Origin of the sequence: Microbacterium telephonicum (assembly GCF_003651225.1) — a bacterium.
Taxonomy (GTDB): Bacteria; Actinomycetota; Actinomycetes; order Actinomycetales; family Microbacteriaceae; genus Microbacterium; species Microbacterium telephonicum.
Genome location: NZ_RCDB01000002.1, coordinates 22,324 through 45,413 on the forward strand (window position 1 = coordinate 22,324; position 23,090 = coordinate 45,413).

16 protein-coding genes are annotated in these 23,090 nt (G+C 72.1%); 3 read left to right on the plus strand and 13 right to left on the minus strand.

What is annotated here, in order from left to right; genetic code table 11:
- Positions 1 to 27: 27 nt before the first annotated feature.
- Positions 28 to 717 (minus strand): response regulator, encoded by a 690-nt coding sequence (locus C7474_RS05165; RefSeq protein ID WP_121057936.1) that lies wholly within the window; start codon positions 715 to 717, stop codon positions 28 to 30.
- Positions 714 to 2,375, minus strand: a complete 1,662-nt coding sequence (locus tag C7474_RS05170) for a sensor histidine kinase (protein WP_121057937.1) — start codon at positions 2,373 to 2,375, stop codon at positions 714 to 716. Before C7474_RS05170 ends, C7474_RS05165 begins: the two co-directional genes overlap by 4 nt.
- A 171-nt stretch (positions 2,376 to 2,546) precedes the next feature.
- Here C7474_RS05170 and C7474_RS05175 point away from each other — a divergent pair, with 171 nt between their 5' ends.
- Both C7474_RS05175 and C7474_RS05180 read left to right on the plus strand, forming a co-directional pair.
- Positions 2,547 to 4,118, plus strand: a complete 1,572-nt coding sequence (locus C7474_RS05175; RefSeq protein WP_121057938.1) for a CitMHS family transporter — start codon at positions 2,547 to 2,549, stop codon at positions 4,116 to 4,118.
- 46 nt (positions 4,119 to 4,164) lie between these two features.
- Positions 4,165 to 4,551 carry a DoxX family protein gene (locus tag C7474_RS05180; RefSeq protein WP_121057939.1) on the plus strand — a complete coding sequence of 129 codons (387 nt, stop codon included), beginning with the start codon at positions 4,165 to 4,167 and terminating at the stop codon, positions 4,549 to 4,551.
- 22 nt (positions 4,552 to 4,573) lie between these two features.
- On the opposite strand, the gene C7474_RS05185 is transcribed toward C7474_RS05180, so the two are convergent.
- Positions 4,574 to 5,554, minus strand: coding sequence for a Gfo/Idh/MocA family protein (locus C7474_RS05185; RefSeq protein ID WP_121057940.1), 981 nt, complete (start codon positions 5,552 to 5,554; stop codon positions 4,574 to 4,576).
- Positions 5,555 to 6,098: 544 nt separating this feature from the next.
- On the opposite strand from C7474_RS05185, the gene C7474_RS05190 reads away from it, so the two are divergent.
- Complete coding sequence (locus tag C7474_RS05190) at positions 6,099 to 7,439, plus strand: M20/M25/M40 family metallo-hydrolase (protein WP_121057941.1); 1,341 nt, start codon at positions 6,099 to 6,101, stop codon at positions 7,437 to 7,439.
- Positions 7,440 to 7,501: 62 nt separating this feature from the next.
- On the opposite strand, the gene C7474_RS05195 is transcribed toward C7474_RS05190, so the two are convergent.
- The 10 genes from C7474_RS05195 to C7474_RS05240 form a co-directional block, all read right to left on the minus strand.
- Complete coding sequence (locus C7474_RS05195; protein WP_121057942.1) at positions 7,502 to 8,623, minus strand: substrate-binding domain-containing protein; 1,122 nt, start codon at positions 8,621 to 8,623, stop codon at positions 7,502 to 7,504.
- A gap of 51 nt (positions 8,624 to 8,674) precedes the next feature.
- Positions 8,675 to 10,015, minus strand: coding sequence for a multiple monosaccharide ABC transporter permease (gene mmsB, locus C7474_RS05200; RefSeq protein ID WP_121057943.1), 1,341 nt, complete (start codon positions 10,013 to 10,015; stop codon positions 8,675 to 8,677).
- Positions 10,012 to 11,532, minus strand: coding sequence for a multiple monosaccharide ABC transporter ATP-binding protein (gene mmsA / locus C7474_RS05205; RefSeq protein WP_121057944.1), 1,521 nt, complete (start codon positions 11,530 to 11,532; stop codon positions 10,012 to 10,014). Before mmsA ends, mmsB begins: the two co-directional genes overlap by 4 nt.
- Positions 11,533 to 11,689: 157 nt before the next feature.
- Positions 11,690 to 12,757: a LacI family DNA-binding transcriptional regulator gene (locus tag C7474_RS05210; RefSeq protein ID WP_121057945.1), complete on the minus strand. Its 1,068-nt coding sequence runs from the start codon at positions 12,755 to 12,757 to the stop codon at positions 11,690 to 11,692.
- A gap of 66 nt (positions 12,758 to 12,823) precedes the next feature.
- Positions 12,824 to 13,765, minus strand: coding sequence for a quinone oxidoreductase family protein (locus C7474_RS05215; RefSeq protein ID WP_121057946.1), 942 nt, complete (start codon positions 13,763 to 13,765; stop codon positions 12,824 to 12,826).
- 21 nt (positions 13,766 to 13,786) lie between these two features.
- On the minus strand, positions 13,787 to 17,710 hold the full coding sequence (gene hrpA / locus C7474_RS05220) for an ATP-dependent RNA helicase HrpA (RefSeq protein WP_121057947.1): 3,924 nt from the start codon (positions 17,708 to 17,710) through the stop codon (positions 13,787 to 13,789).
- A 7-nt stretch (positions 17,711 to 17,717) separates the two neighbouring features.
- Positions 17,718 to 18,368 (minus strand): hypothetical protein, encoded by a 651-nt coding sequence (locus C7474_RS05225; protein ID WP_121057948.1) that lies wholly within the window; start codon positions 18,366 to 18,368, stop codon positions 17,718 to 17,720.
- Positions 18,368 to 19,192 carry a PP2C family protein-serine/threonine phosphatase gene (locus C7474_RS15250; protein WP_121057949.1) on the minus strand — a complete coding sequence of 275 codons (825 nt, stop codon included), beginning with the start codon at positions 19,190 to 19,192 and terminating at the stop codon, positions 18,368 to 18,370. Before C7474_RS15250 ends, C7474_RS05225 begins: the two co-directional genes overlap by 1 nt.
- Positions 19,189 to 21,705, minus strand: coding sequence for a transglutaminase domain-containing protein (locus C7474_RS15255; RefSeq protein ID WP_121057950.1), 2,517 nt, complete (start codon positions 21,703 to 21,705; stop codon positions 19,189 to 19,191). The genes C7474_RS15250 and C7474_RS15255 overlap by 4 nt, the downstream gene beginning before the upstream one ends.
- Positions 21,702 to 23,084: a DUF58 domain-containing protein gene (locus C7474_RS05240; protein WP_241965123.1), complete on the minus strand. Its 1,383-nt coding sequence runs from the start codon at positions 23,082 to 23,084 to the stop codon at positions 21,702 to 21,704. Before C7474_RS05240 ends, C7474_RS15255 begins: the two co-directional genes overlap by 4 nt.
- Positions 23,085 to 23,090: the final 6 nt, after the last annotated feature.

The window sequence follows — 23,090 nt, forward strand, 5'->3', positions numbered from 1 at the left end:
GGATGCCGCGCTGCTCACCCTTCCAGCCTAACGATCGGCGCGGTCGCGCCCCGCTGCGCCGGGCGGGGTGGCCGTCGCCGCGTACCGGTGCTCGGGGCGTCCGGTCGTGCCGTACTGCAGCCGCACGCGGATGCCGCCCCGCTGGGCGAGCGCGGACAGATGCCGCTGGGCGGTGGCGCGGGAGATGCCGGTGCGCTCGGCGATCTCGGTGGCCGACGCCTCGTCGGCGCCGAGCGCGTCGAGGATCAGCTGCTCGGTCGCGCCGCGGGAGAGCGACCCGCCGTCGACGCCGCCGTGGAGCGCGGCCAGCGCGCGGTCGATGTCGCCCTGCGACAGGCTCGCGGGCGCGACCAGGTTGCGGTGACGCAGGTAGCGGTCGAGCCTGTCGACGAGGGCGCGCCGATCGAACGGTTTCACGAGGTAGCCGAGGGCGCCGGCGCGCAGTGCACGGCGGACGGCGGCCGAGGAGGTCTCGGCGGACAGGACGAACCCGTCCACGTCGTGATCGGCGAGGAAGGCGATCCCGTCGCCGTCGGGAAGGTGCACGTCGATGAGGAGCAGCTGCGGCTTCTCGGCACGGATCGTCGCGGCAGCGTCGTGGAGGGTCCGCGCCGGAGTGAGCGCGACGAATCCGGGATGCGCGTCGACGACGTCCCGGTGCAGGCCGGCGACGCGGAAGTCGTCGTCGACGACGAGGACGCGGATCGGCTCGGTCATGACGAGGGCCTCTCGGGTGGCGGTGGTGGAGTGGTCGGCGGCGGCGGTCGCGTGTCCGCTCCGTCGAGCACGCCGGGCAGGGTGGCGGCGACGACGGCTCCGCTGCCTCCGCCGCCGGGGTCGACGATCCAGACCTCGCCGCCGCGACGGCGTGCGAGGTCGCGGGAGAGGGGAAGACCCACGCCGAGCCCGTGCAAGCGGTCGCGGTCGTCGGCGCCGCGGCGCGCGAAGGGCGTGGCGTCGGGGGCGAGGCCCGCGCCGGAGTCGGCGACCGTGATCACGAGGTCGGTCTCGTCGCCCAGCAGCGTCAGCTCCACCCAGCGCGGTTCGGGCGCCGCGACGGCGGCCGTCACGGCGTTGTCGACGAGGTTCCCGAGGACCGCGGCGACGTCTTCCACGTCGACGACGGTGCGCACGAGCAGCGTGTCGTCGCCCACGCGCAGCAGCACGCCGCGCTCGGCGGCCTCGAGCGCCTTCGCGCCGACGAGCGACTGCAGCACCGGGTCGCCGACGAGGTCGATCCCCGGCACGGCGAAGTCGACGGGGCCGCGCTCCTGCTGAGCGGCGAGGAAGGCGCGCGCGTCGGCGATGCGCCCCGCGTCGATCAGTCCCGTCGCCGCGTGCAACCGGTTCGCGAACTCGTGGCGCTGCACACGCAAGGCGCCGGTGAGGGCTCGCACCGACTCGAGCCGCTCGCTGAGTGCGAGCATGTCGGTGCGGTCGCGGACGATGAGCACCGATCCCAGGTGCCGCCCGGCGCGGTGCACGGGCTGGGCGTCGACGAAAAGGACCCGGTCGCCGACGACGACCCCGTCTCCGGCGGTGCCGTCGGCGACGGCGGCCGTGACGGCGACGGGCAGCCCGAGGTCGTCGAAGCGGCGGCCGACGGCATCCGGGATGCCGAGCAGGCGCGCCGCGTCGTCGTTGCACACCTGCACGATGCCGTCCGGATCGAGCGCGACGACACCGTCGCCGACCCCGTCGAGGACGGCGGCCTGGTTCTGGACGAGGGCGACGAGCTCCTCAGGCTGCAGCCCGAGCGTGAGGCGCTCGAAGCGGCGCCGCAGCAGCACCGCGGCCAGAGCGCCGAGGGCCAGCGCCCCGGTTGCGGCCGCCGCGACACCGATCAGCAGCGCGGGCAGGTCGTCGAACACGCTCGCCGGCTCGAACCCCACGCTGACCTCGCCGACGGGGTCGCCGCCCTCGGGCGGCAGCACCGGCACCTTCGCACGGGCAGAGACCCCCAGCGTGCCCCGCTCCCAGCTGACGACCTCGTTGCCGGCGAGCACCTCGAGGTAATCGGTGCTCACCCGCTGCCCGAGCAGGCTCGCATCGGGGTGGGCGAGGCGGATGCCGTGGTCGTCGGCGATGACGACGAACAGGGTCCCGGTGCGCGCGGTCACCGCACCCGCATACGCCTGCAGGGGGCCGCCCCGCAGCGCCTCGGCGGCCGGGGTGCCGGGATCGGCGCTCGCGGCGGCGACATCGGCGCGCACCTGCGGATCGGCGGCGATCGTGCGGGCGATGTTGAGCGCGGACGCCTCGGCCTCGGCACGCAGCTGCTGCAGCCCGAGCAGCACGAACACGACGGTGCACAGCGCCACGACCGCGGCGACCGTGGCCAGCTGGAGCAGGAGCACGCGCGTGGTGAACCGCATGGTCGTCTCCTTCCGGCATCCGTCGGGCGATCGTCCGTGAGCAGAATGCGCGCAACCCACGGTACGCGCAGAACGTGCGGGAATGCGACCAAGCGCGCGGCCGTCGGCCTCGACGCCTACCGTCGGGGGATCCCTTCCACGGCGCACGTGGACACAGACGAAGGAGTCGAGATGTCACCGATCCCCGCCGCGCTCGCCGCGGCCGCCGCCGACGAGGGGTACGCCCTCGCCTACACGCCCGCCGACGGGGTGCTCGTGGCCCTCGGCTTCACGATGGTGCTCACCTTCATGGCGCTCATCATGACCCGGCGCCTGACCCCGATGGTCGCCCTCATCGTCGTGCCGACCGTCTTCGGCCTGTTCGCCGGGGCGGGGTTCGGGCTCGGCGACATGATCCTCGACGCGATCGGCAACATGGCGCCGACGGCCGCGCTGCTGATGTTCGCGATCATGTACTTCGGCATCATGATCGACGTCGGCCTGTTCGACCCGCTCATCCGGGCCATCACGCGGCTGCTCGGCGACGACCCCGCGAAGGTCGTGCTCGGCACCGCGATCCTCGCCGGAGCCGTCTCGCTCGACGGCGACGGGTCGACGACGTTCATCATCACGACCTCCGCGATGCTGCCCATCTATCTGCGCCTCGGGATGAGCCCCGTCGTGCTCACGTGCGTCGCGGGTCTCATGAACGGCACGCTCAACATCGTCCCCTGGGGCGGTCCGACCGTGCGCGCGGCGACGGCCCTGGGGCTGCAGCCGACCGAGGTGTTCGTGCCGATGCTGCCGTCGCTGGCGACGGGCATCGTCATCGCCCTGGCCTTCGCGTGGTTCCTGGGGCTCTCCGAGCGGCGTCGCCTGGCCGGTGTCGTCGACCTGTCGCGCATCGAGCGGGCCGCGGATGCCGGTGGAACGGGCCGTGCCGGGGGAGCGGCATCCGGACGGCTCGACGCGCCGAGCCTGTTCCGCGGCGCGGAGACGAAGCCGGGAGCGGCGGCGAGCCTGCGCACCGGCAACCTCGTCACCGTGCGCGGCGGACGCACCCGTCTGGCGCCCGCCGCCGCGATCGACCCGGCCGACACCGCGATGGCCGACACGATGCTCGACCCGAACCGTGCGACCCTGCGCCCCAAGCTCATCTGGTTCAACCTCGCGCTCACGGCCGCGGTCATGGTGCTTCTCGTGCTCGACCTGTTCCCGCTGGCGTACGTGTTCATGGTGGGCGCGGCGATCGCGCTGCTCGTGAACTTCCCGAAGCTCAAGCAGCAGAGCGACGAGATCGTCGCCCACGCCCCGTCGATCGTCGGTGTCGTGTCGATGGTGCTCGCCGCCGGTGTGCTCGTCGGCGTGCTCGGCGGCACGGGCATGGTCGACGCGATGGCCGCATGGATCACGTCGGTGATCCCCGCCTCGCTCGGGCCGTTCCTGGCCGTGATCACCGGCATCCTGTCGATCCCGTTCACGTTCTTCATGTCGAACGACGCGTTCTACTTCGGCATCCTGCCGGTGCTCGCCGAGAGCGCGTCGCACTTCGGCATCGCCCCCGTCGAGATGGCGCGCGCCTCGATCACCGGGCAGCCGGTGCACCTGCAGAGCCCCCTCGTACCCGCCATCCTGCTGCTGGTCTCGCTCGCGAACGTCAACCTCGGCGACCACCACAAGAAGGTGCTGTGGCGTGCGACGGTCGTCTCGCTCGCGATGCTCGCCGTCGGCGTGCTCGTCGGGTCGATCCCCTTCGCGGCCTGACGTCAAGGGGTCCCGCACCGGCGGCGAGGCGCTCCATACTCGGACGATGAAGACGTTCGCGCGATGGCTCCTCGCCGCCGGCATGGTGTTCGCCGGCCTCAGCCACCTGTTCTGGGCCCGCAAGGAGTTCCAGGCGCAGGTGCCCGACCTCGTCACCGAGGTCGTCCCGATCGACAAGGACGGCGTCGTCGTCGCGTCGGGGGCGGTGGAGATCATGCTCGGCGCTGCCCTGGTGGTGCTGCCGAAGGAGCGGCGGCGCGTCGGGGCGATCCTGGCGGCGTTCTTCGTCGCGATCTTCCCCGGCAACATCGCCCAAGCGACCGGCAAGCGCATGGGCTTCGGACTGGATGACGATCGCGCGCGCTACGTGCGGCTGCTGTTCCAGCCGGTGCTCGTCGCCTGGGCGCTGTGGTCGACGCGGGATCGCGCCTGAGCCCTGCCGACTGCGCCCCGGGTCACTCGCCGGGGTAGACCACGCCGAGCTGCGCGCGGATCTCGTCGAGCGAGCGCATGATCGCCACGCTCTCCGCCAGCGGCAGGAGCGCGGAATCGGTGCGGCCCTCCGCGACCAGCTGCTCGGCGTAGAGCGCCTGATACTGCATGCCGCGCCCGTCGACCTCCGACGTGTACTGCTCGATGACCGTACCGCCGTGCGCGATCACCTGGAACGTCGTCGGGCAGTACCAGGTGCGGTCGATCTCGATACGGCCGTCCGTGCCGAGCACGGTGGCGACGTTCGGGCCCGCCGCGCGGGAGGACGAGATCGACGTCGAGAGGGCGCCGCCCGCGTGCGTCGCGATGGTCGCCACCTCCGCATCCGCCCCGGTGTCGGCCAAGCGACCGCGTGCGCTCACGGCGACCGGCGCGCCGAGGATGTCCCAGGCGAACGAGATCGGATAGATGCCGAGGTCGAGCAGGGCGCCGCCGCCGAGCTCGAGCGCGTTGAGGCGGTGCGTCGGGTCGGTGGAGATCTTCTGGGTGTGGTCGGCGAACACGGCGCGCACCTCGCCGATGGTGCCCGCCGCGAGGATCTCCCGGATGCGCACCATGTGGGGCAGGTAGCGCGTCCACATCGCCTCCATGGCGAGCAGGCCGTTCGCGCGTGCGACATCGGCGACGCGCTGCGCCTCGTCGCCGGTGAGGGTGAACGGCTTCTCGACGAGCACGTGCTTGCCCGCCTCGAGCGCCAGGATCGCGTTCTCGGCGTGCGACGGATGCGGCGTCGCGATGTAGACGATGTCGACATCCGGATCGGCGACGAGATCCTCGTACGATCCGTGCGCGTGCGGGATGTCGTACTCGCGGGCGAAGTCGGCGGCCGCCTCGGCGCGGCGCGAGCCGACGGCCGCGACGGTCAGGCCCGCCGTGCGCAGGTCGGAGGTGAAGGCGTGGGCGATGCCGCCCGTGGCGAGGATGCCCCAGCGAAGTCCGGTCATGACTCGAGCCTAGGGTGCGGCGCCGGCCCCGGGGTGTCCCCACGGGGTTCGTGCCGGCATCCATGTCGGAGGATCACGCCGATGTCGGATGTCGGCGGCGGCAGGCTCCGACGACGGTGCAGACGTCCGACATTGGCCGACCTGCCGCGCGGTGGCCCTCGCTCAGACCGGACGTCACGTGCGAGTGGGCGTCCGGCCCTGACCCGCGGGCGCCGAGCGGGCCGCGTGCTGCGCACTTCTCAGGACGGATCGGCCCCGCCGTCGCCCACGGCACCGGCAATGCGCGGGCGGACGCGGCGCGGTGTCGCATCCATCCTGAGAAACGCACGCGCCGACGCGCCGACGATCGAACGGTGACCGACGCCCTCGTGCACGCCGCCGAGTGGCGGGGGCCTCGGGCGGGGCGTCTCCTCAGGTGTCGGGGCCGGCATCCATGTCGGAGGATCGCGCGGATGTCGGATGTCGGCGGCGGCAGGCTCCGACGACGGTGCGGATCTCCGACATGGACGAGGTGGGCGGGCGGCGGCGGGCATAGGCTCGAGCGATGAGCGAAGAGCGGGCGGCCGCGGTGGCGCGGTTCCAGGAGCTGTTGCGGATTCCGACGGTGTCGCACACCGACGAGGACCTGATCGACTGGGCGCCGTTCGGCGCGTTCCGGGACGCGCTCACGCGGTTGTATCCCCGCACCCACGCGGCGCTCACCCGCGAGGTCGTCGACGGGCATTCGCTGCTGTACCGCTGGGCGGGGAAGTCGGCATCCGCACCGCTCGTGCTCATGGCGCACCTCGACGTGGTCCCCGTCAAAGAAGAGGAGTGGGAGCATCCGCCGTTCGCCGCCGAGCTCGTCGGCGAGGGCGCGGATGCCACGATCCACGCGCGGGGAGCGATCGACGACAAGGGGGCGCTCGTCGCGATCCTCGAGGCCGTCGAACAGCTCGTGGCCGCCGGTTGGACGCCGGCGCGCGACGTCTACCTGTCGTTCGGCCACAACGAGGAGACCGCCGGCGGCGGCGCCCGCGCGATCGTCGCGCTGCTGACCGAACGCGGGATCCGGCCGGGGCTCGTGCTCGACGAGGGCGGCGCCGTGGTCGAGGGGGCCGTCCCCGGGGTGCCGGTGCCGACGGCCATGGTCGGCGTCGCCGAGCGCGGCGTGATGACGGCGCTCCTGACGGTGCGCGAGGCCGGCGGACACGCGTCCACGCCCCCCGCGTTCCCCGCGACCGCGCGGCTGGCGCGGGCGATCTCGCGCATCCACCGGCATCCGTTCCCCGTCCGCATCGCCGCCCCGGTGCGGGCGCTGTTCGCGACGGTGGCGCCGCACGCGGCCGAGCCGTACCGCTCGGTGTTCGGCAACCTCGCCCTCACCGGTCCGCTGCTGGCGCGGGTGTTCCCGCACCTGGGCGCCGAGATGAACGCCCTCGTGCGCACCACGGCCGTCGTCACCGAACTCGCCGGAGCGCCGGGGGAGAACGTGCTCGCCACGACCGCGAAGGCGTCGGTCAACATCCGGCTGCTCACCGGCGACACCGTCGAGTCGGCCACCGCCCGCATCCGCCGGGTCGTCGCCGACCCCGCCGTCGAGGTCGAGGTGCGCCACGGGTCCGACCCGTCTCCGGTCTCGCCGTGGCGCGGCGAACCGTGGCGCCGCATCGCCGCGGCGGTGACGACCGCGCTGGGCGACGAGATCGTGACCGCGCCGTACATCCAGCTGGGGGCCAGCGACAGCCGCTGGTTCACGGCGATCAGCGACCACGTGTACCGCTTCACGCCCTTCCACCTGACCCGCGCCGAACGCGACGCGCTCCACTCACACAACGAGCGCATCCGCGTCGACGTGTGGCTGCGCGGGATCGGCTTCTACCGCGACCTGCTCAGCGCGAGCTGACCGGGCGAAGAAACGAAGACGGGCCCCTCCGAGGAGGGGCCCGTCGTGTCGGTCGCGCGGTGTCAGCCGGCGGCGTTGACGATGTCGAGGAGGTTCGGGTTGTTCTTGTACGCCTCGGCAGCGTTCTCCTTGGTGACGATCACGGGAGGCAGCAGGTAGGCGGGGACGACCTTCACGCCGTTGTCGTACTGCTCGGTGTCGTTGACCTCAGGCTCTTCGCCGGCCTGCAGCGACTTGATCATCGTGATGGTCTGCGCCACGAGCAGCGAGGTGTCCTTGTTGATCGTCGAGTACTGCTCGCCGGCCATGATCGACTTGACCGACTCGGCCTCCGAGTCCTGACCGGTGACGGTGAACTTGGAGATGTCCTTACCGGCCTGCTTCACCGAGGTGATGATGGCGCGGGCGAGGGTATCGTTCGGCGAAAGCGCGCCGTCGATCGTCTCGGACGTGTAGTTCGCCGCGAGCAGCGAGTCCATACGGCTCTGCGCGTTCTCGGCCTCCCAGCCCTGCGTCGCGGTCTGCTGGATGTCGGTCTGACCGGAGACGACCTTGAGGGTGCCGTCGTCGATCTTCGGCTGCAGCACGTTCATCGCACCGTCGAAGAAGACCGCCGAGTTGGCGTCGTCGGGCGAGCCCGAGAACAGCTCGATGTTCCACGGTGCGCCGTGCCCGGAGCGGGCCTCGAGACCGTCGAGGAGGGCCTGGCCCTGCAGCTCACCGACCTTGAAGTTGTCGAAGGCGACGTAGTAGTCCACGTTCGGCGTGTTCTCGATCAGACGGTCGTACGCGATGATCTTGACGCCGGCGTCGGCGGCCTGCTGCAGCTGCGTGCCGAGCTGCTTGCCGTCCTTCGCGCCGATGACGATGACCTTCGCGCCGTTGGTGATCATGCTCGAAATCTGGTTCTGCTGCTCGGCGACGGTGTTGGTCGCCGGCGCGTACTGCACATCCGCCGAGAAGCCGGCTTCCTTCAGACCGTCTTCGAACAGGCCACCCGCGAGCACCCAGTTCTCGGACGTCTTGTCGGGGAGCGCGACGCCGATCTTGGCGTCTGCGGCGAAGCCCGCCGCGGCCGCGTCGCCGGATGCGGCGGTTCCCGCGCGGTCGCCGCCGGAGCAGCCGGTCAGCGTGAGGACGGCGATCGCAGCCATTGCGGTTGCCGCCAGAGCGAATCTCTTCATGGATTCTTCACTTTCTCTTGGGATTGGGAGTGAGACGTCTTGCCGACTCCGTCAGCTGCGCGGAAGATCCGCCGGCTGGCTCGTCTCGTTTGCTCCGGCGGTCGGGACGACCGTCGGGACATCTGTGGTGATCTGGTCGGGACGGCCGCGGCGACGCGACCAGATCCCGAGGATGGACGGGCCCCCGCCGCGCTTGCTGATCACATCGACACCGACGGCGAGCAGGAGGACGAGGCCCTTGATGATCGACACCAGGTCGGCTCCCGTGCCGAGCAGCTGCAGGCCGTTGTTGAGGAACGCCATGACCAGACCACCGATGATCGAGCCGAGGACCGTTCCGATGCCGCCCGAGACGGCGGCGCCGCCGATGAACACGGCCGCGATGGCGTCCAGCTCCCAGCCGTTGCCGTCCTGGGGACCGGATGCGGTCGAACGGGCGACGAAGATCATTCCGGCGAGGGCGGCCAGCACCGACATGTTCATCATCACGAGGAAGTCGATACGGCGATCCTTCACGCCCGACAGCGCGGCGGCGAGTCGGTTGCCGCCGACCGCGTAGATGTGGCGGCCGAACACCGTGCGGGTGGTGACGAACGAGTAGATCAGCACGAGCACGACCAGGATGATGCCCGAGATCGGGAAGCTGGTGCCCGGTCGACCGGTGGCGAACAGCCAGGCCGCCCAGATGATCACGGCGGCGAGGACGACGATCTTCACGATGGACACCCACAGCGGGGCCGACTCGGCGCCCGTGCGCTTCTGCCGGCGACGCAGCGAGAGCTCGTTCCAGATGATCCAGAGCACGCCGATCAGGCCCAGCACCATCGTGAGGACGTTGAAGGGGAGGGGCAGGGAGACCTCGGGCAGGTACCCGGCGCCGATGATGCTGAAGTCCGCGGGTACGGGCGTGGTCGTGGACTGCCCCACCCACTGGTTGGCACCACGGAAGATCAGCATCCCGGCGAGTGTGACGATGAAGGCCGGGACACCGACGTACGCGACCCAGAAGCCCTGCCAGGCGCCGATGACGGCGCCGACGATGAGGCCGTAGACGATCGCGAGCCACCAGGGGAGGTCCCAATCGGCCATCGCCTTGGCGACCATGATTCCGACGAACGCGGCCACCGATCCGACCGACAGGTCGATGTGCCCCATGATGATGACCATCACCATGCCGATGGCCAGGATGAGGATGTACGAGTACTGGTTGACGACGTTGATGAGGTTCGTCGACGACAGCGTCAATCCGCCGGTCAGTACTTGGAACAGCGCGATGATGACGATCAGCGATCCGAGGATGCCGAACTGACGGGCGCTGGACTGGCCGGCGCCGAACACCTTGCGGATATCGGACAGGCCGCCCTTGCGCTTGGTGCGGGTTGTGTCGGTCATGCTCTGGCTTTCGGTCGAGCCGAGGTCATGCTGCGCATGAGGTTCTCGGGCGTGGCTTCGGATACGGGGAAGTCGTCGGTGATCTGGCCCTCGAACACCGTGTAGATGCGGTCGGCGATGCCGAGGAGCTCGGGCAGCTCGCTGGAGATCAGGATGACGCCCTTGCCCTGTGCGGCGAGGGCCTGGATGATGCCGTAGATCTCGTATTTCGCCCCCACGTCGATGCCTCGGGTGGGTTCGTCGAGGATCAGCAGATCGGGGTCGGTGAACATCCACTTCGCGAGGACGACCTTCTGCTGGTTGCCGCCGGAGAGCTTCGACACACCGACTTCGACGTCGGGGGTCTTGATCCGCAGTCGCTGACGGTAGGACTCCGCGACGGTGCGCTCCTCGTCGCGATCGATCACGCCGCGCCGCACGATCTTGCGGAGCTTCGCGGAGACGATCGAACGCTTGATGGAGTCGAGCAGGTTGAGCCCGAGCACCTTGCGGTCCTCGCTCACATAGGCGAGGCCGTGTGCGATGGCGGTCTGCACGTCCTTGAGGACTACCTCTTCGCCGTCCTTGATGATCGTTCCGGACACGTACTTGCCGTAGGAGCGGCCGAAGATGCTCATCGCCAGCTCGGTGCGTCCGGCGCCCATGAGTCCGGCGAGGCCGACGATCTCGCCGCGCCGCACGACGAGGTTCGAACGCTTCGCGACGAGACGCTCCGCGATCTGAGGGTGCTGGATGGTCCAATCGCGCACCTCGAAGAAGACCTCGCCGATGGTCGGCGTGTGATCGGGGTACCGGCTCTCGAGCGATCGGCCCACCATGCCGCGGATGATGCGGTCTTCGTTCACATCGCCGGCACGGACATCGAGCGTCTCGATCGTGCGGCCGTCGCGGATGATCGTGATGGAGTCGGCGATCTGCTCGATCTCGTTGAGCTTGTGGCTGATGATGATCGAGGTGATCCCCTTGCCCTTGAGGCCGAGGATCAGATCGAGCAGGTGCTGGGAGTCGTCCTCGTTCAGGGCCGCGGTCGGCTCGTCCAGGATGAGGAGCTTCACGTCCTTCGCCAGGGCCTTGGCGATCTCGACGAGCTGCTGCTTGCCGACGCCGAGGTGCTTGATCTGGGTCTGGGGGTCGTCGGTGAGGCCGACCCGCGCGAGCAGATCCACGGCACGGCGGCTCGCCTCGGTCCAGTCGATGACCCCGGCGCGGGCGGGCTCGTTGCCGAGGAAGATGTTCTCGGTGATCGACAGTTCCGGGATCAGCGCCAGCTCCTGGTGGATGATCGCGATTCCGGCGCGCTCGCTCTCGCGGATGTCCTTGAACTGCATCACCTCGCCCTGGTACACGATGTCGCCGGTGTAGGTGCCGAAGGGGTACACGCCGGAGAGCACCTTCATGAGGGTCGACTTGCCGGCGCCGTTCTCGCCGCAGATCGCGTGGACCTCGCCCACATGCACGGTGAGGGTGACCTCCGAGAGCGCGCGCACGCCGGGGAACTCCTTGGTGATCGACCGCATCTCGAGGATGGTCGGCGCATCTGAGGGATCACTCACGTGGGACTCCGTTGTCGTCGGGTTCGGATCGCTGCTTCGCGGCCGTGTGACCGTTCACATCGTGGAACATCGTGCACCTGTTGCGGGCCGAAGTCAAATAACGATCCGGCCGCGTGTCGGGTCAGCGGAATCGCGGATCGACGGGGCCACTCGAGGACCGCGCGACGAGGTGGGTGTCGACGGTGAGCGCGGAGGGCTCAGCAGCACCGCCGTCGAGCAGGAGGGAGACGGCGCGTCGTCCGATCGCCTCGAAGTCCTGGTGGATCGTCGTCAGCGGCGGCCACACATGTGCCGCGAGCGGAATGTCGTCGAAACCGACGACGCTGATGTCGCGCGGAACGTCGACGCCGGCGTCGCGGCAGGCGTGGATCAGGCCGATGGCCATGTGGTCGTTGGCGGCGAACACCGCCGTGAAGTCGCGCATCCGCAGCAGTTCACGCCCCGCTCGGAAGCCGAAGTCGGCGGTCCAGTCGCCGAGGATCGGCGGATGCGTGCGCAGGTCGGCATCCACGATCGCACTGAGGTATCCGCGCATGCGCGCGTCCGCTTCGATCCAGTCGTGGGGTCCCGCGAGATGCAGGATCTCGGTGTGTCCGAGGTCGATGAGGTGCTGGGTCGCCGCGCGACCGCCCTCGAACTGGGCGGGATCCACGGCCCTCGGGTCACTCTCCGCCGACTGCAGGCCCACGTACGGCACCCCGATGCCCATTCCCGCCAGAACGTCGAAGACCCGCACCTGCGAGGCGGTGACGATGATCCCCTCCACGTGCTGATCGAGCAGATGCCGGATACCGCCGACGATCGCGTCCGGGTCGGACGAGGCGATGTTGGTGGTCGTCACCAGGAAGCCCCGGTCCCGTGCCTCGTTCTGCGCTGCGGTGATGGAGGAGGTGGGGCCGTACTCACCGACGGTGCGGGCGAGGACCCCGATCGTGCGCGAGCGGCTCGTGACGAGGGCGCGCGCGGCACGGTTGGGGACGTAGTTGAGCGTGTCCATCGCCCGGAGGACCCGGTCGCGCGTCTCGTCGCGGATGCTGGGGTGCTCGTTCAGCACGCGCGACACCGTCTGATGGCTCACTCCGGCCAGGCGCGCCACATCGCGGATGCTGGGCGCGCGACTGCGGGGTACCTCGGGCGACACTGCCACACCTCTCCGAATGTTCACGGTCACATCGTCGGACGCTGTCATTATGTCGTGGAATCACCGGAAGGTGACAATCGGGCCACCGGCGAGGGGCGGGTCGGAGGCGCGGGGTCAGGGGATCAGGACGATCTTGCCGTGCGTGCCGGACTCGAGCAGGCGGTGGGCCTCGGCGGCGTCGGCCAGGGGCAGCTCGGGGCCGAGCTCGACGGAGAACGCGCCGGCGGCCATGAGCGCCAGCGCCACCGGGATGGACTCGAGACGCCACGCCTCCTCGCGCTCGGTGAGCGGTGCGGGGCTGCCGCCGCGGAAGGCCTGGATGCCGAGGGCCGCCGCATCGGCACCCCGCACGAGCGTCGCGATGCGCGACCGGTCGGCGACCAGGTCGAGCGAGCTCTGCAGCGCCTCGTCGGTGCCGGCGAGGTCGATGGCCACGGTGACCCCCTGCGGCGCGGCCTCGCGCACCCGGTCGGCGATGCCGGGCGCGTAGTCGATCGGGGCCCCGCCGAGCTGGCGCACGCGGTCCGCGCGCGCCCGGCTCGTCGTGGCGATGACCGTCGCCCCGGCGAGGACGGCGAACTGCACCACCGCCTGGCCCACGGCGCCCGAGCCGGCGTGCACGAGCACGGTGTCGTCGGGGCCGACGGCGAGCGAGCGCAGCGTCTGATACGCGGTGCCGATGGGGATGCCGAGGGCGGCGCCCTGGGCTGCGGAGACCTGCGGCGGGCGCGGGAACAGCGCGGACTGCGCCACGACGACCGCGGACGCGTACGTCCCCTGCGCACCGGTGATGACGACGGCGTCGCCCGGACGGAAGCCGGTGACACCGGTGCCGACGGCCGTGACCACGCCCGCGCCGTCGTTGCCGACGTGTCGCGGCGCCGTGATCGGCGGGGAGACGCGGGCGCCCGAGCGCAGCTTGCCGTCGACCGGGTTCACGCCGGCCGCCTCGATGCGCACCGCGACGTCGAGAGGGCCGAGCGGCGGCAGGTCGACCTCGGTCAGGGTGAGGACGTCGGGGTCCCCGAGGGCGGTGTGGGTGATCGCGACGGTCATGGGGGTTCCCTCCGTGGGTGGTCAGGATGCGGCGGACAGCGCCTTGACGATGCGCTGCAGCGACACCGGTTCGGCTGTGCCGAGGCGCTGGGCGAACAGGCTCACGCGGTACTCCTCCAGCAGCCACCGCGCGTGGACGAGCGCCGGGACGGCATCCTGGCCCAGCGGGATCGTGCCGCCGGCCTCGGTGAACAGCGTCGCGGCGCGTTCGTACTCGGTCTGGCGCTGCCGGTCGCGCCCGGGGTTGTCGGCGAGCCCCTGCACGCGCTCGAGGGCGCCCTGCAGGTAGCGGGGCAGGTGGGCGAGGCGGGCGAGGCCGGTGCGCGAGACGAATCCGGGGGTGACGAGCCCGGCCAGCTGAGCCTTGACGTCGCCCAGGGCCGACAGCAGTGTCATCGAGTTCTGCGCGCGCACCGCCTTCTCGACGTCGCGGTGCAGCGTGAGGATGCGGGAGGTCAGCGACACCGCCTGGAACAGGTCGTCGACCACGGCCGCGGCGAAGGCGGCCTGCACCCGGGCGAACTGCTCGGCGGTGCGCACGGCGGGCTCGGTGCGGGCGATCACGGCATCGGCCACGGCGACGCGGGCGTCTTCGATGAGCGCCTTCGCCGACGGATACGGCGATGCGGCGAGGGCGAGCTTCTCGGGGGCGGTGAGATGGTCGAGCACGTACGCGGCGGGCGTCGGGCTCGACAGCAGCACGAGTCTGCGCACCCCGGCGTGGGTGAGTCGCGCCGCACCTTCGGGGGTGGACTCGATGCGCAGCGCGACGCTCGTTCCGTCGTCGACGAGTGCGGGGTAGCCGCGCACGACGCCGCCGGCGACCTTCGTGTCGACGACCTCCGGCAGCGTGCCGAGGTCCCACGTGGTGAGCCCCGTGCGCTCGACGACCGCGGCGGATGCCGGCTGTGTCGATGCTGCGGCGGCCGGCTCCGCCGCGCCGGCCCGGTGGACGCGGGCGGCCGGCGAGGGCGCCTGCAGCGAACGGGCGACGCTGTCGCGGGCACGACCGGCGAGGCGGGACTGCAGGTCGGCGAGGTCACGGGACGCGCCGAGCACCCTCCCGCGCTGGTCTACGGCGCGGAACGACACGGTGAGGTGGCCGGGCACGCGTTCGAGGTCGAAGTCGGCCTCCCGCACCGGCTGGTTCGCGACGCGTTGGATGCGGGCGGCCAGCGCCGCGCGCAGCGACTGGGCGGGCAGCCCGTCGGTGGACTCGGGGCCGTGACCGGCCAACTCCGCACCGAGCTTCGCGGCCCAGTCGGCCGCCGGCACGACGTGGCGGCGGATCGCCTTGGGCAGGGCGCGCAGCAGCGCGGCGATGAGCTCGTCGCGCATCCCCGGCACCTGCCAGTCGAAGCCGTCGGGTCGCAGCTGGGCGAGCAGCACGAGCGGGACGACGACGCTCACGCCGTCGTCGTCGGCGCCCGGCTCGAACCGGTAGGCGAGGGAGAGCACTTGATCGCCCTGCTGCCAGCGCGCCGGGAAGTCCCGTTCGTCGGAGCGCGACGACGCGTCGACGAGGTCGGCCTCGGTCATGTCCAGCAGCTTCGGGGTGCGTTGCGACGCGCCGCGCCACCACGCCTCGAACGAGCGCACGTCGAACACGTCGCGGGGCAGGCGGGCGTCGTAGAAGTCGAACACGGCCTGATCGCCGACGAGGATGTCGCGGCGGCGCTCACGCTCTTCGACCCGCTCCAGCCGGCGTCGCAGGTCGAGGTTGCGTCGCTCGAACGCCGTGAGTCGCTTGTCGAGATGGTGCACGTTCCACTCGCCGTCCACGAGCGCGTGGCGCACGAACAGCTCCCGCGCGAGCGGCTGGTCGATCCGCGCGAGCTGCACGCGCCGGCGCGGCACGATCTCGACGCCGAACAGCGTCACCTTCTCGGCCGCCACGGCGGCGCCGGCATCCTTCGACCAGTGCGGGTCGGACAGCGACCGGTGGGCGAGGTCGCCCGCGAGATCTTCGGCCCAGGCGGGATCGATGACGGCGACGGTGCGGGCGAACAGCCGCGACGTCTCGACCAGCTCGGCGGCCATGACGGCGTCGGGGGTGGCCTTGCGCAGCGCTGAGCCGGGGAACACCGCGAACGAGGCGCCGCGGGCCCCGCGGTAGACGGGCGGGGGCTTGCGCTTCTGCTCCGCCTTGCCGGAGGACCCCTTGGCGGAGAGGCTGCGCGTGTCGAGCACGCCGATGTGGGAGAGCAGGCCCGACAGGATCGCGCGGTGCACCGCGTCGGGGTCGGCGGCGCCGTCCGGGGCGGGGACCCGATCGTCGGCGCCACGCGTGAGCTGTCGCAGCTGCCGGTGCACGTCGAACCATTCCCGCACGCGCACATAGTTGAGGTGCTCGGTGCGGCACAGGCGCCGGAAGGCGCTCGAGCCGAGCTCGCGCTGCTTCTCCTGCAGGTGGTTCCACAGGTTCAGCAGGCTCAGGAAATCGCTCGTCGGGTCGGTGAAGCGCGCGTGCAGCCGGTCGGCCTCCTCGCGGCGCTCCTCGGGACGCTCCCGCACGTCCTGGATCGACAGCCCCGCGACGATCGCGAGAACGTCGCGCGACACGCCGCGCTCGCGCGCCGCGAGCAGCATCCGGGCGAACCGCGGGTCGATGGGCAGGCGCGCGATCTCGCGTCCGAGCTTCGTGAGGCGCGGCGACCCGGTGGGGCGATCGACGGCACGCAGCTCGACGAGGAGGTCGAACGCGGCCTTGACCCCGCGCGAGTCCGGCCCGGTGAGGAAGGGGAACTCGGTGATGTCGCCGAAGCCGAGGGCGAGCATCTGCAGGATCACCGACGCGAGGGAGGTGCGCAGGATCTCCGGCTCGGTGTACTCCGGCCGGCCCGCGAAGTCCTCTTCGGCATAGAGACGGATCGCGATGCCGGGGGAGGTGCGCCCGGCTCGGCCCGAGCGCTGCTGCGCCGACGCCTGCGAGATCGGCTCGATCGGCAGCCGCTGGATCTTCGAGCGCGCGCTGTAGCGCGAGATGCGGGCGGTGCCGGCGTCGACGACGTAGCGGATGCCGGGGACGGTGAGACTCGTCTCGGCCACGTTCGTGGCGAGGATGACGCGGCGACGCACGCCGGCGACCTGCGAGGGCTCGAAGACGCGGTGCTGCTCGGCGGCGGAGAGCCGGCCGTAGAGGGGCAGCACCTCGGTCGGACGCGCCGCGGAGCGGTACATGCCGCGGACGGCATCCATCGCGTCCCGGATCTCGGCCTCGCCCGGCAGGAACACGAGAACGTCGCCGTCGGCCTCGCGGTCGAGTTCGCGCAGGGCCGCGAGGAGCGCGTCGATGTCGTCGGCGCTCTCGGCGTCGGCGGCCGCGGCGCCCGGCCGGTAGCGCACCTCGACCGGGTACGTGCGTCCGGAGACCTCGATGATCGGCGCCGGCACGCCGTCACGGTCGGCGAAGTGCTTCGCGAAGCTCTCGGGGTCGATCGTGGCCGAGGTGATGATCACCTTCAGGTCGGGGCGCTGCGGGAGGATGCGGGTGAGGTAGCCGAGCAGGAAGTCGATGTTGAGCGACCGCTCGTGCGCCTCGTCGACGATGATCGTGTCGTACCGGCGCAGGAGCCGGTCGCGGTGGATCTCGTTGAGCAGGATGCCGTCGGTCAGCAGCGTGACCCGGGTGTCCTGCGACACCTGGTCGGTGAAGCGCACCTTGTAGCCGACGGCCCCGCCGAGGGGCACCCGCATCTCCTGCGCGATGCGCTCGGATATGGTGCGCGCGGCGATCCGGCGCGGCTGGGTGTGGGCGATCGAGGTGCGGCCGAGTTCGAGGCAGATCTTCGGCAGCTGCGTCGTCTTGCCCGACCCGGTGGCACCGGCCACGATCACGACCTGGTGGGAGGCGACCGCGCGGGCGATCTCGTCGCGCGCCGCGCTGACCGGCAGTTCCGGCGGATAGGCGATGACCGGGGTGATGCCGATCTCGCGCCCGTCCATAGGGTCTCTATCCTGTCACGAGCACGACGATCAGGGCCGCCGCCGCGATCATCACGGCGGCCGTCGCGACGATGGCGATCACGGCGCCGGTGCGGTGCCGACGACGGCGTCGGGGCGCGGGCGCCGGCGACGCGGTGTCGGTGACGGGGCGGCGCGGGATCTCGGGACCGTCGACGGTGGTGCGCGGTCGGTAGACGACGCTGTCGATGCCGTCGGCTCCCGGCCGGTAGGCGCCGCGCGTCCACGACTCGGCGAGCGGGGGCGGGGTCGCCGCCGTCGGCAGCGGCGGCCGCGCCGCGACGACCTGCATCGGCTGGGTGCGCGGCGGCGCGGCAGGCGGCTCCGGCGCCGGCGCGGGGGACGCGGACGACGCGGACGGCGCGGGGGACGCGGGCTCGACCGTCCCCGCGCGCGGGCGCAGCACGGTGTCGGCGGTCGTCGGATCCGGTTCGGAGTACTCCGCAGCCGCGCCGCCGGGCGGCTTCGGACGGATGACCGTATCGTGCTCGACAGGCGATTGCCGGCGCCGGAGGACGGTCTCGTCGACCTCGGCCGCCCCCTCATCGGGCCCGCCGCCGCGCCGGCGCCCGAGGACGGTCTCCTCGTCGGCCGAATCGGCTCCGGACCCGGGCTCGTCCGCACCCCGTCGCTGCGACATCATCGACCTCCTCGCCGCGCCGAACGCACCGTCGCGACCTCCATCGTCGTCGACTCCGCCGCCGACAGGCCACCCGGCACCTCGTCGAGGCCCGCGTGCACGCCGCCGGCGACGACGTCGACGACCACGGCGGTGACGTTGTCGCGACCTCCCGCGGCCACGGCCTGCTCGACGAGGGTGCGGGCCGTCTGCGCGGCGGTGCCGCCGAGGGTGAGTCCGGCGCGCAGCGCCTCGTCGCCGAGTTCGGAGCTCAACCCGTCGGAGCACACCAGCAGCCGCTCGCCCGTGATCACCGGCAGCAGCCAGTAGTCGGCGGGACTGCGCTCCTCGCCGACCGCGCGCGTGATCACATTGCGTCCCGGATACGTCGACATGTCCTCGCGGGCGAGGGTGCCGGCATCCACCATCTCCTGCACGACGGAGTGGTCGACCGTCAGTTGCTCGAGGCGGGCATGCAGCAGCCGGTACACCCGGGAGTCGCCGATGTTGACGACGAGCCAGCGCAGCTGCCCGTCGTGCTCGACGGCGACGACGCCGCTCAGTGTGGAGCCCGCCCCGCGCGCGGTGGTCGCGGCGATGTCGGTGACCGCGGTGTGCGCGGACTGCACGGTCTGCGCGACCTCGTGCGCGGTGACCTCCCGTCCCACGAGCGGTGCGAAGGCGGTGACGACCGCGGCGCTGGCGCGGTCTCCGGCGTCATGGCCGCCCATGCCGTCGGCGACCAGGAACACCGGGTGCCGGGCGAGCACGGCGTCTTCGTTGACCGCGCGGCGCCGGCCCACATCGGTGTGCACGCCGACCGCGACCTGCACGTTCGCCCTCACGCCGCACCCCCGTCGGGACGGCGCGTCGACCCGCGGCGGGGGCCGCGCGGACGCAGCGAACGCACGGACAGGCGCGCCCGCAGCCGGCCCCACCGGCCGCGCTCGGCGGCGAACCGGGCGCGCTCGGCGTCGACGATCTGCCAGAACCGGTCGCCGTCGGCATCCGCGGGCGGGGCGACGTCGAACACGGAGCGGTCGGCCAGGGTCGCGAGGGTCGTCGCGTTCGCGCCGTCGCCGTAGAGAGCCGCGAGCTCCTGCCGGGTCTGGGACGTCGGCGGGGTGCGGCCGTGGTCGACTGCGGCGTCGACGAACTCGTCCCACCCGCCGGTCATCCGCAGCGTGACGTCGTCGGCGCCGCGACGGCCGCGGCGGCGCAGGGCCTTCAGCAGCACGATGAGCAGGAGCGGGCCGATGAGGATCAGCAGGGCCAGCGCCGTGATGCCGCCGACACGCAGCACCGTCCACAGCGCCGTCAGATCGAGCCCGTCCGCCGACTCGGAGGGTCCGCGCTCGCCCGCGTCGGCGGGATTGGCCTGTCCGGGGAGCACGGTGTCGACGCGGTCGGGGTCGACGACGGTGGGCACTTCGGGGTCGCGATGCCGGGTGTCCTCGGGGGCGATCGTGTTCTCGTGCTGCGGGGTGACGTCGACCGGGACCCACAGTCCGGTCGCGTCCTGCACCTCGATCCACGCCGTCATGTTTCCCCCGCGGCATTCGCCGGCGCGGCAGGCCGGCACCGCGGCGTCGTCGCCCTCGACGAGGCGGGCGCCCATCACGATGCGGGCGTCGAAGCCCAGCCGGTCGGCGATCATCGCCGCGGCGGCGGCGAACTGCTCGTCGTCGCCGACGGCCGCCACCAGCTGCGCGTCGTCGTCGCCGCCCACGTCGTTCTGGCGCTGCAGCAGCGCCGTGAACAGGTCGTCGATGCGCCCGGTCGAGTGGCCGGCGCGGCTCGGTTCGAACACGGCGGCGCCGACGTCGGCGCGCCACGACGCCGCACCCGTCTCGCTCAGGGAGTGACTCAGGTACCCGCGGGCGCGCAGCCGCTCGATGAGCTCGGCCAGGCCCGCCCCGCCCGTGGGCACGTCCTGCGCGTCCATCCACTCCACGAGGCTCGCCGGAACCAGCGCGTCGGGCAGTTGCGGACGCTCGCGCCCCGGGGTGAGTGCGCCGACGGCGGGGAGGCTCGATTCGACCGCCCCTTCCTGCACGTACGCGTCGCCGCCGGTCAACCCGGCGCCGGAGAGCTCCACCCCCGAACGTGCGGCGGCGTTGTAGAAGAAGCCGTCGGCGAGGGTCGGCGCCGCGCCGCCGGCGAAGTCGATGCGCGTGAGCGACCCGACGGTGGGCACCCAGACGCCGCGGTACCCCTCGATTTCGATGCGGGCCTCGACCGCCGTCGTGTCGCGGGGTGCCGCCAGGCGCGACGGAACGCGCACGAAGGCGGTCGTCTGGTCGGCGGCATCCGCGGCGGGGTCGGTCACCCGCGCCACCTGACCGTCGTAGAACGACATCGTCGCCACGCGCACGCGCTCGACCGCCGCGTCGGCGGTCACCCGGAACAGGACGCTGTCGTACCGGTCGTCGTCGAAGTACGAGCGGTACTGCGACAGCGGGCTGAGCTCCTGCTGCAGCTGCAGGCGGGGGTCGACGGCGGTGCGCAGCACCTCGCGGGGCTGATCGGCGAGCGCCCACGGTGCCGCGACACCGGCCACCGCGACGGCGGCGACGATCATGCCGGTGGCGATCGCGGCGCGGGCGGCGAGGGCGGATGCGCTGCGACCGGTCGTGCGGATGCCGGTGGCCGCCTCCGCGGCGCGGATGGCGCGGCGGCGGTCGTCGAGGCTGTGCCAGACGACGTAGCCGAGGGCGAGCAGGATGGAGCCGGCGCCGATGAGGAGCTCCGCGAGTCCCGGCAGCGCGGCCTCGCCGCCGTCGCCTAGCGGGATCCGCAGCGCGGTGCGCAGCGCGCCGGCGCCGAACAGCACGCCGTAGGCGGGAAGAAGCAGGGCCAGCAGCGGCGCGAGCACCCACAGGCGCCGGGCGCGCCAGGCGAGCGACAGCGCGGCGACGGGGACGGCGAGCAGCAGGAGGAAGCTCGGCGCGAGCGTGGTCTGGTACACCCCGAGCGGCAGATCGAGGGTGAGCAGGTCCTTCCACCCCGTCACGGGCGCCGTGACGACGCCGCGCAGGGCGGTCAGCAGCTGCGGGACGCTGCCCAGCATCGTGGGCGCCGCGAGCGGCACGCCGGCGACGACGTACACGCCGAACGTCGCGAGCGTCAGCCACCACCCGTTCCACCGCCAGCGCAGGCCCGCCACGGCGAGCGCGTGGGCGAGCACGAACGCGACCCCGGCGACGATCCACAACGCGGGGTCGCGGTAGAGCGGCCAGATCGCGAGGGCGCCGAGCACGAAGAGTCCGTCGAGGAACAGCGCGCTCACCAGCAGGAACCGCACCGAGGGCCCGGCATCCCGTCGCCCGCGGCGACGCACCGGCAGCGACCCGGTCATGCCTGCGCCCCGCGGGAGAGGAGCTGACGCACGTCGTCGAGCAGCCCGACCGACAGCACGGCCACCGAGCCGAGTCGGCGCATGCCCGGCTCGGACTCGGGGTTGCACACGATCGCGCACACGGCGACATCCGACGGGAAGGCGAGGGCGGCGGCCTGGATCGCCCGGGCGGTCTGTGTCGAACCGCACACGAGGAAGGCGATCGAGGCGTCGGGGTGCGTCTCGGCCGCAAGCGAGGTGACGTCGCCGAGCGGACTCACGCGCGGTCCGACCTCCACGCCGGACAGGTCGTCGAGCAGGGTGCGCGCGCTGATGGTGGTCAGCTCCCGGGAGGTGCGCACGGCCGCGCGCGCGAACTCGGGGATCGGGGCGCCGATCACGACGTCGACGTCGCGCCCGTCGCGGATGCCGCGCACACCGATCGAGGCGGCGGTGCTGACCGCGAGCTCGAACTCCTCCTCGCTCGCGTACTCGTGCTCGGCCGTGGCCAGCGCGACGACCATGCGGGAGCGGCGCGTCTCCTCGTACTGGCGCACCATGAGGGTGCCGGTCTTCGCGGTGGACTTCCAATGCACCTGCCGCTGGGCGTCGCCGGGCACGTACTCGCGGATCGCGTGGAACGAGATGTCGGCGTCGACGACGGTGCGCGACGCGCTGCCCTCGAGGTCGCGGATGAAGCCGGCGCTCGTCGAACGCAGGGCGGTCGTGACGGGGTGCACGTACAGGGTGTGCACGTCCTCCCACGTCGCCTCGCGGCGCAGGATCCCGAGCGGATCGCCGCGGACGGTGCGCGCGGGGCCGACCTGGATGACGCCGCGCCGGTGCGTGGGGACGACGACCTGCTCCTCGTGGCGGTGGCCGTGGCGCAGGATCGGCACGTAGACGTCGACGAGTCCCTCGCCGACCGGGATGTCGATGCGTCCGGGCAGCGCGATGCCGCGGCCGCGGTTGACGACGCTCAGGATGCCGGCCACCTGGGTGCCGGCCACGACCCGGTCGTGCCCGAGGGTGAGGTCGACGTCGTACGAGCGCGCGCTGAACAGGAACGGCACCGACAGCACCAGCAGGACGGCGGCGATGATCCCGGCCGCGACGAACTCGAGCCAGCCGTAGACGAGACCGCACCCGAGACCGACGGTGACGGCGGCGACCAGCAGCCATCCGGCGACCGTCAGGGTGTGGCGCACCGCCGACCATGCCGCGACCAGTGCCGCGCGCGTCGCCCGCCACCAGCGCACGCCGCGCATCGTCAGCGCCGTCGAGGTGCTCGAGGTGGCGTAGCGCGTGCGCGTGCGTGTGACGCCCGCGACGCCGGTGTGGCCGGCGGTGCGGGTCAGTCTCAGGTCGGTCGCTGTGTGCAGCGTGCGGTCGGGCGTCATCCGGTG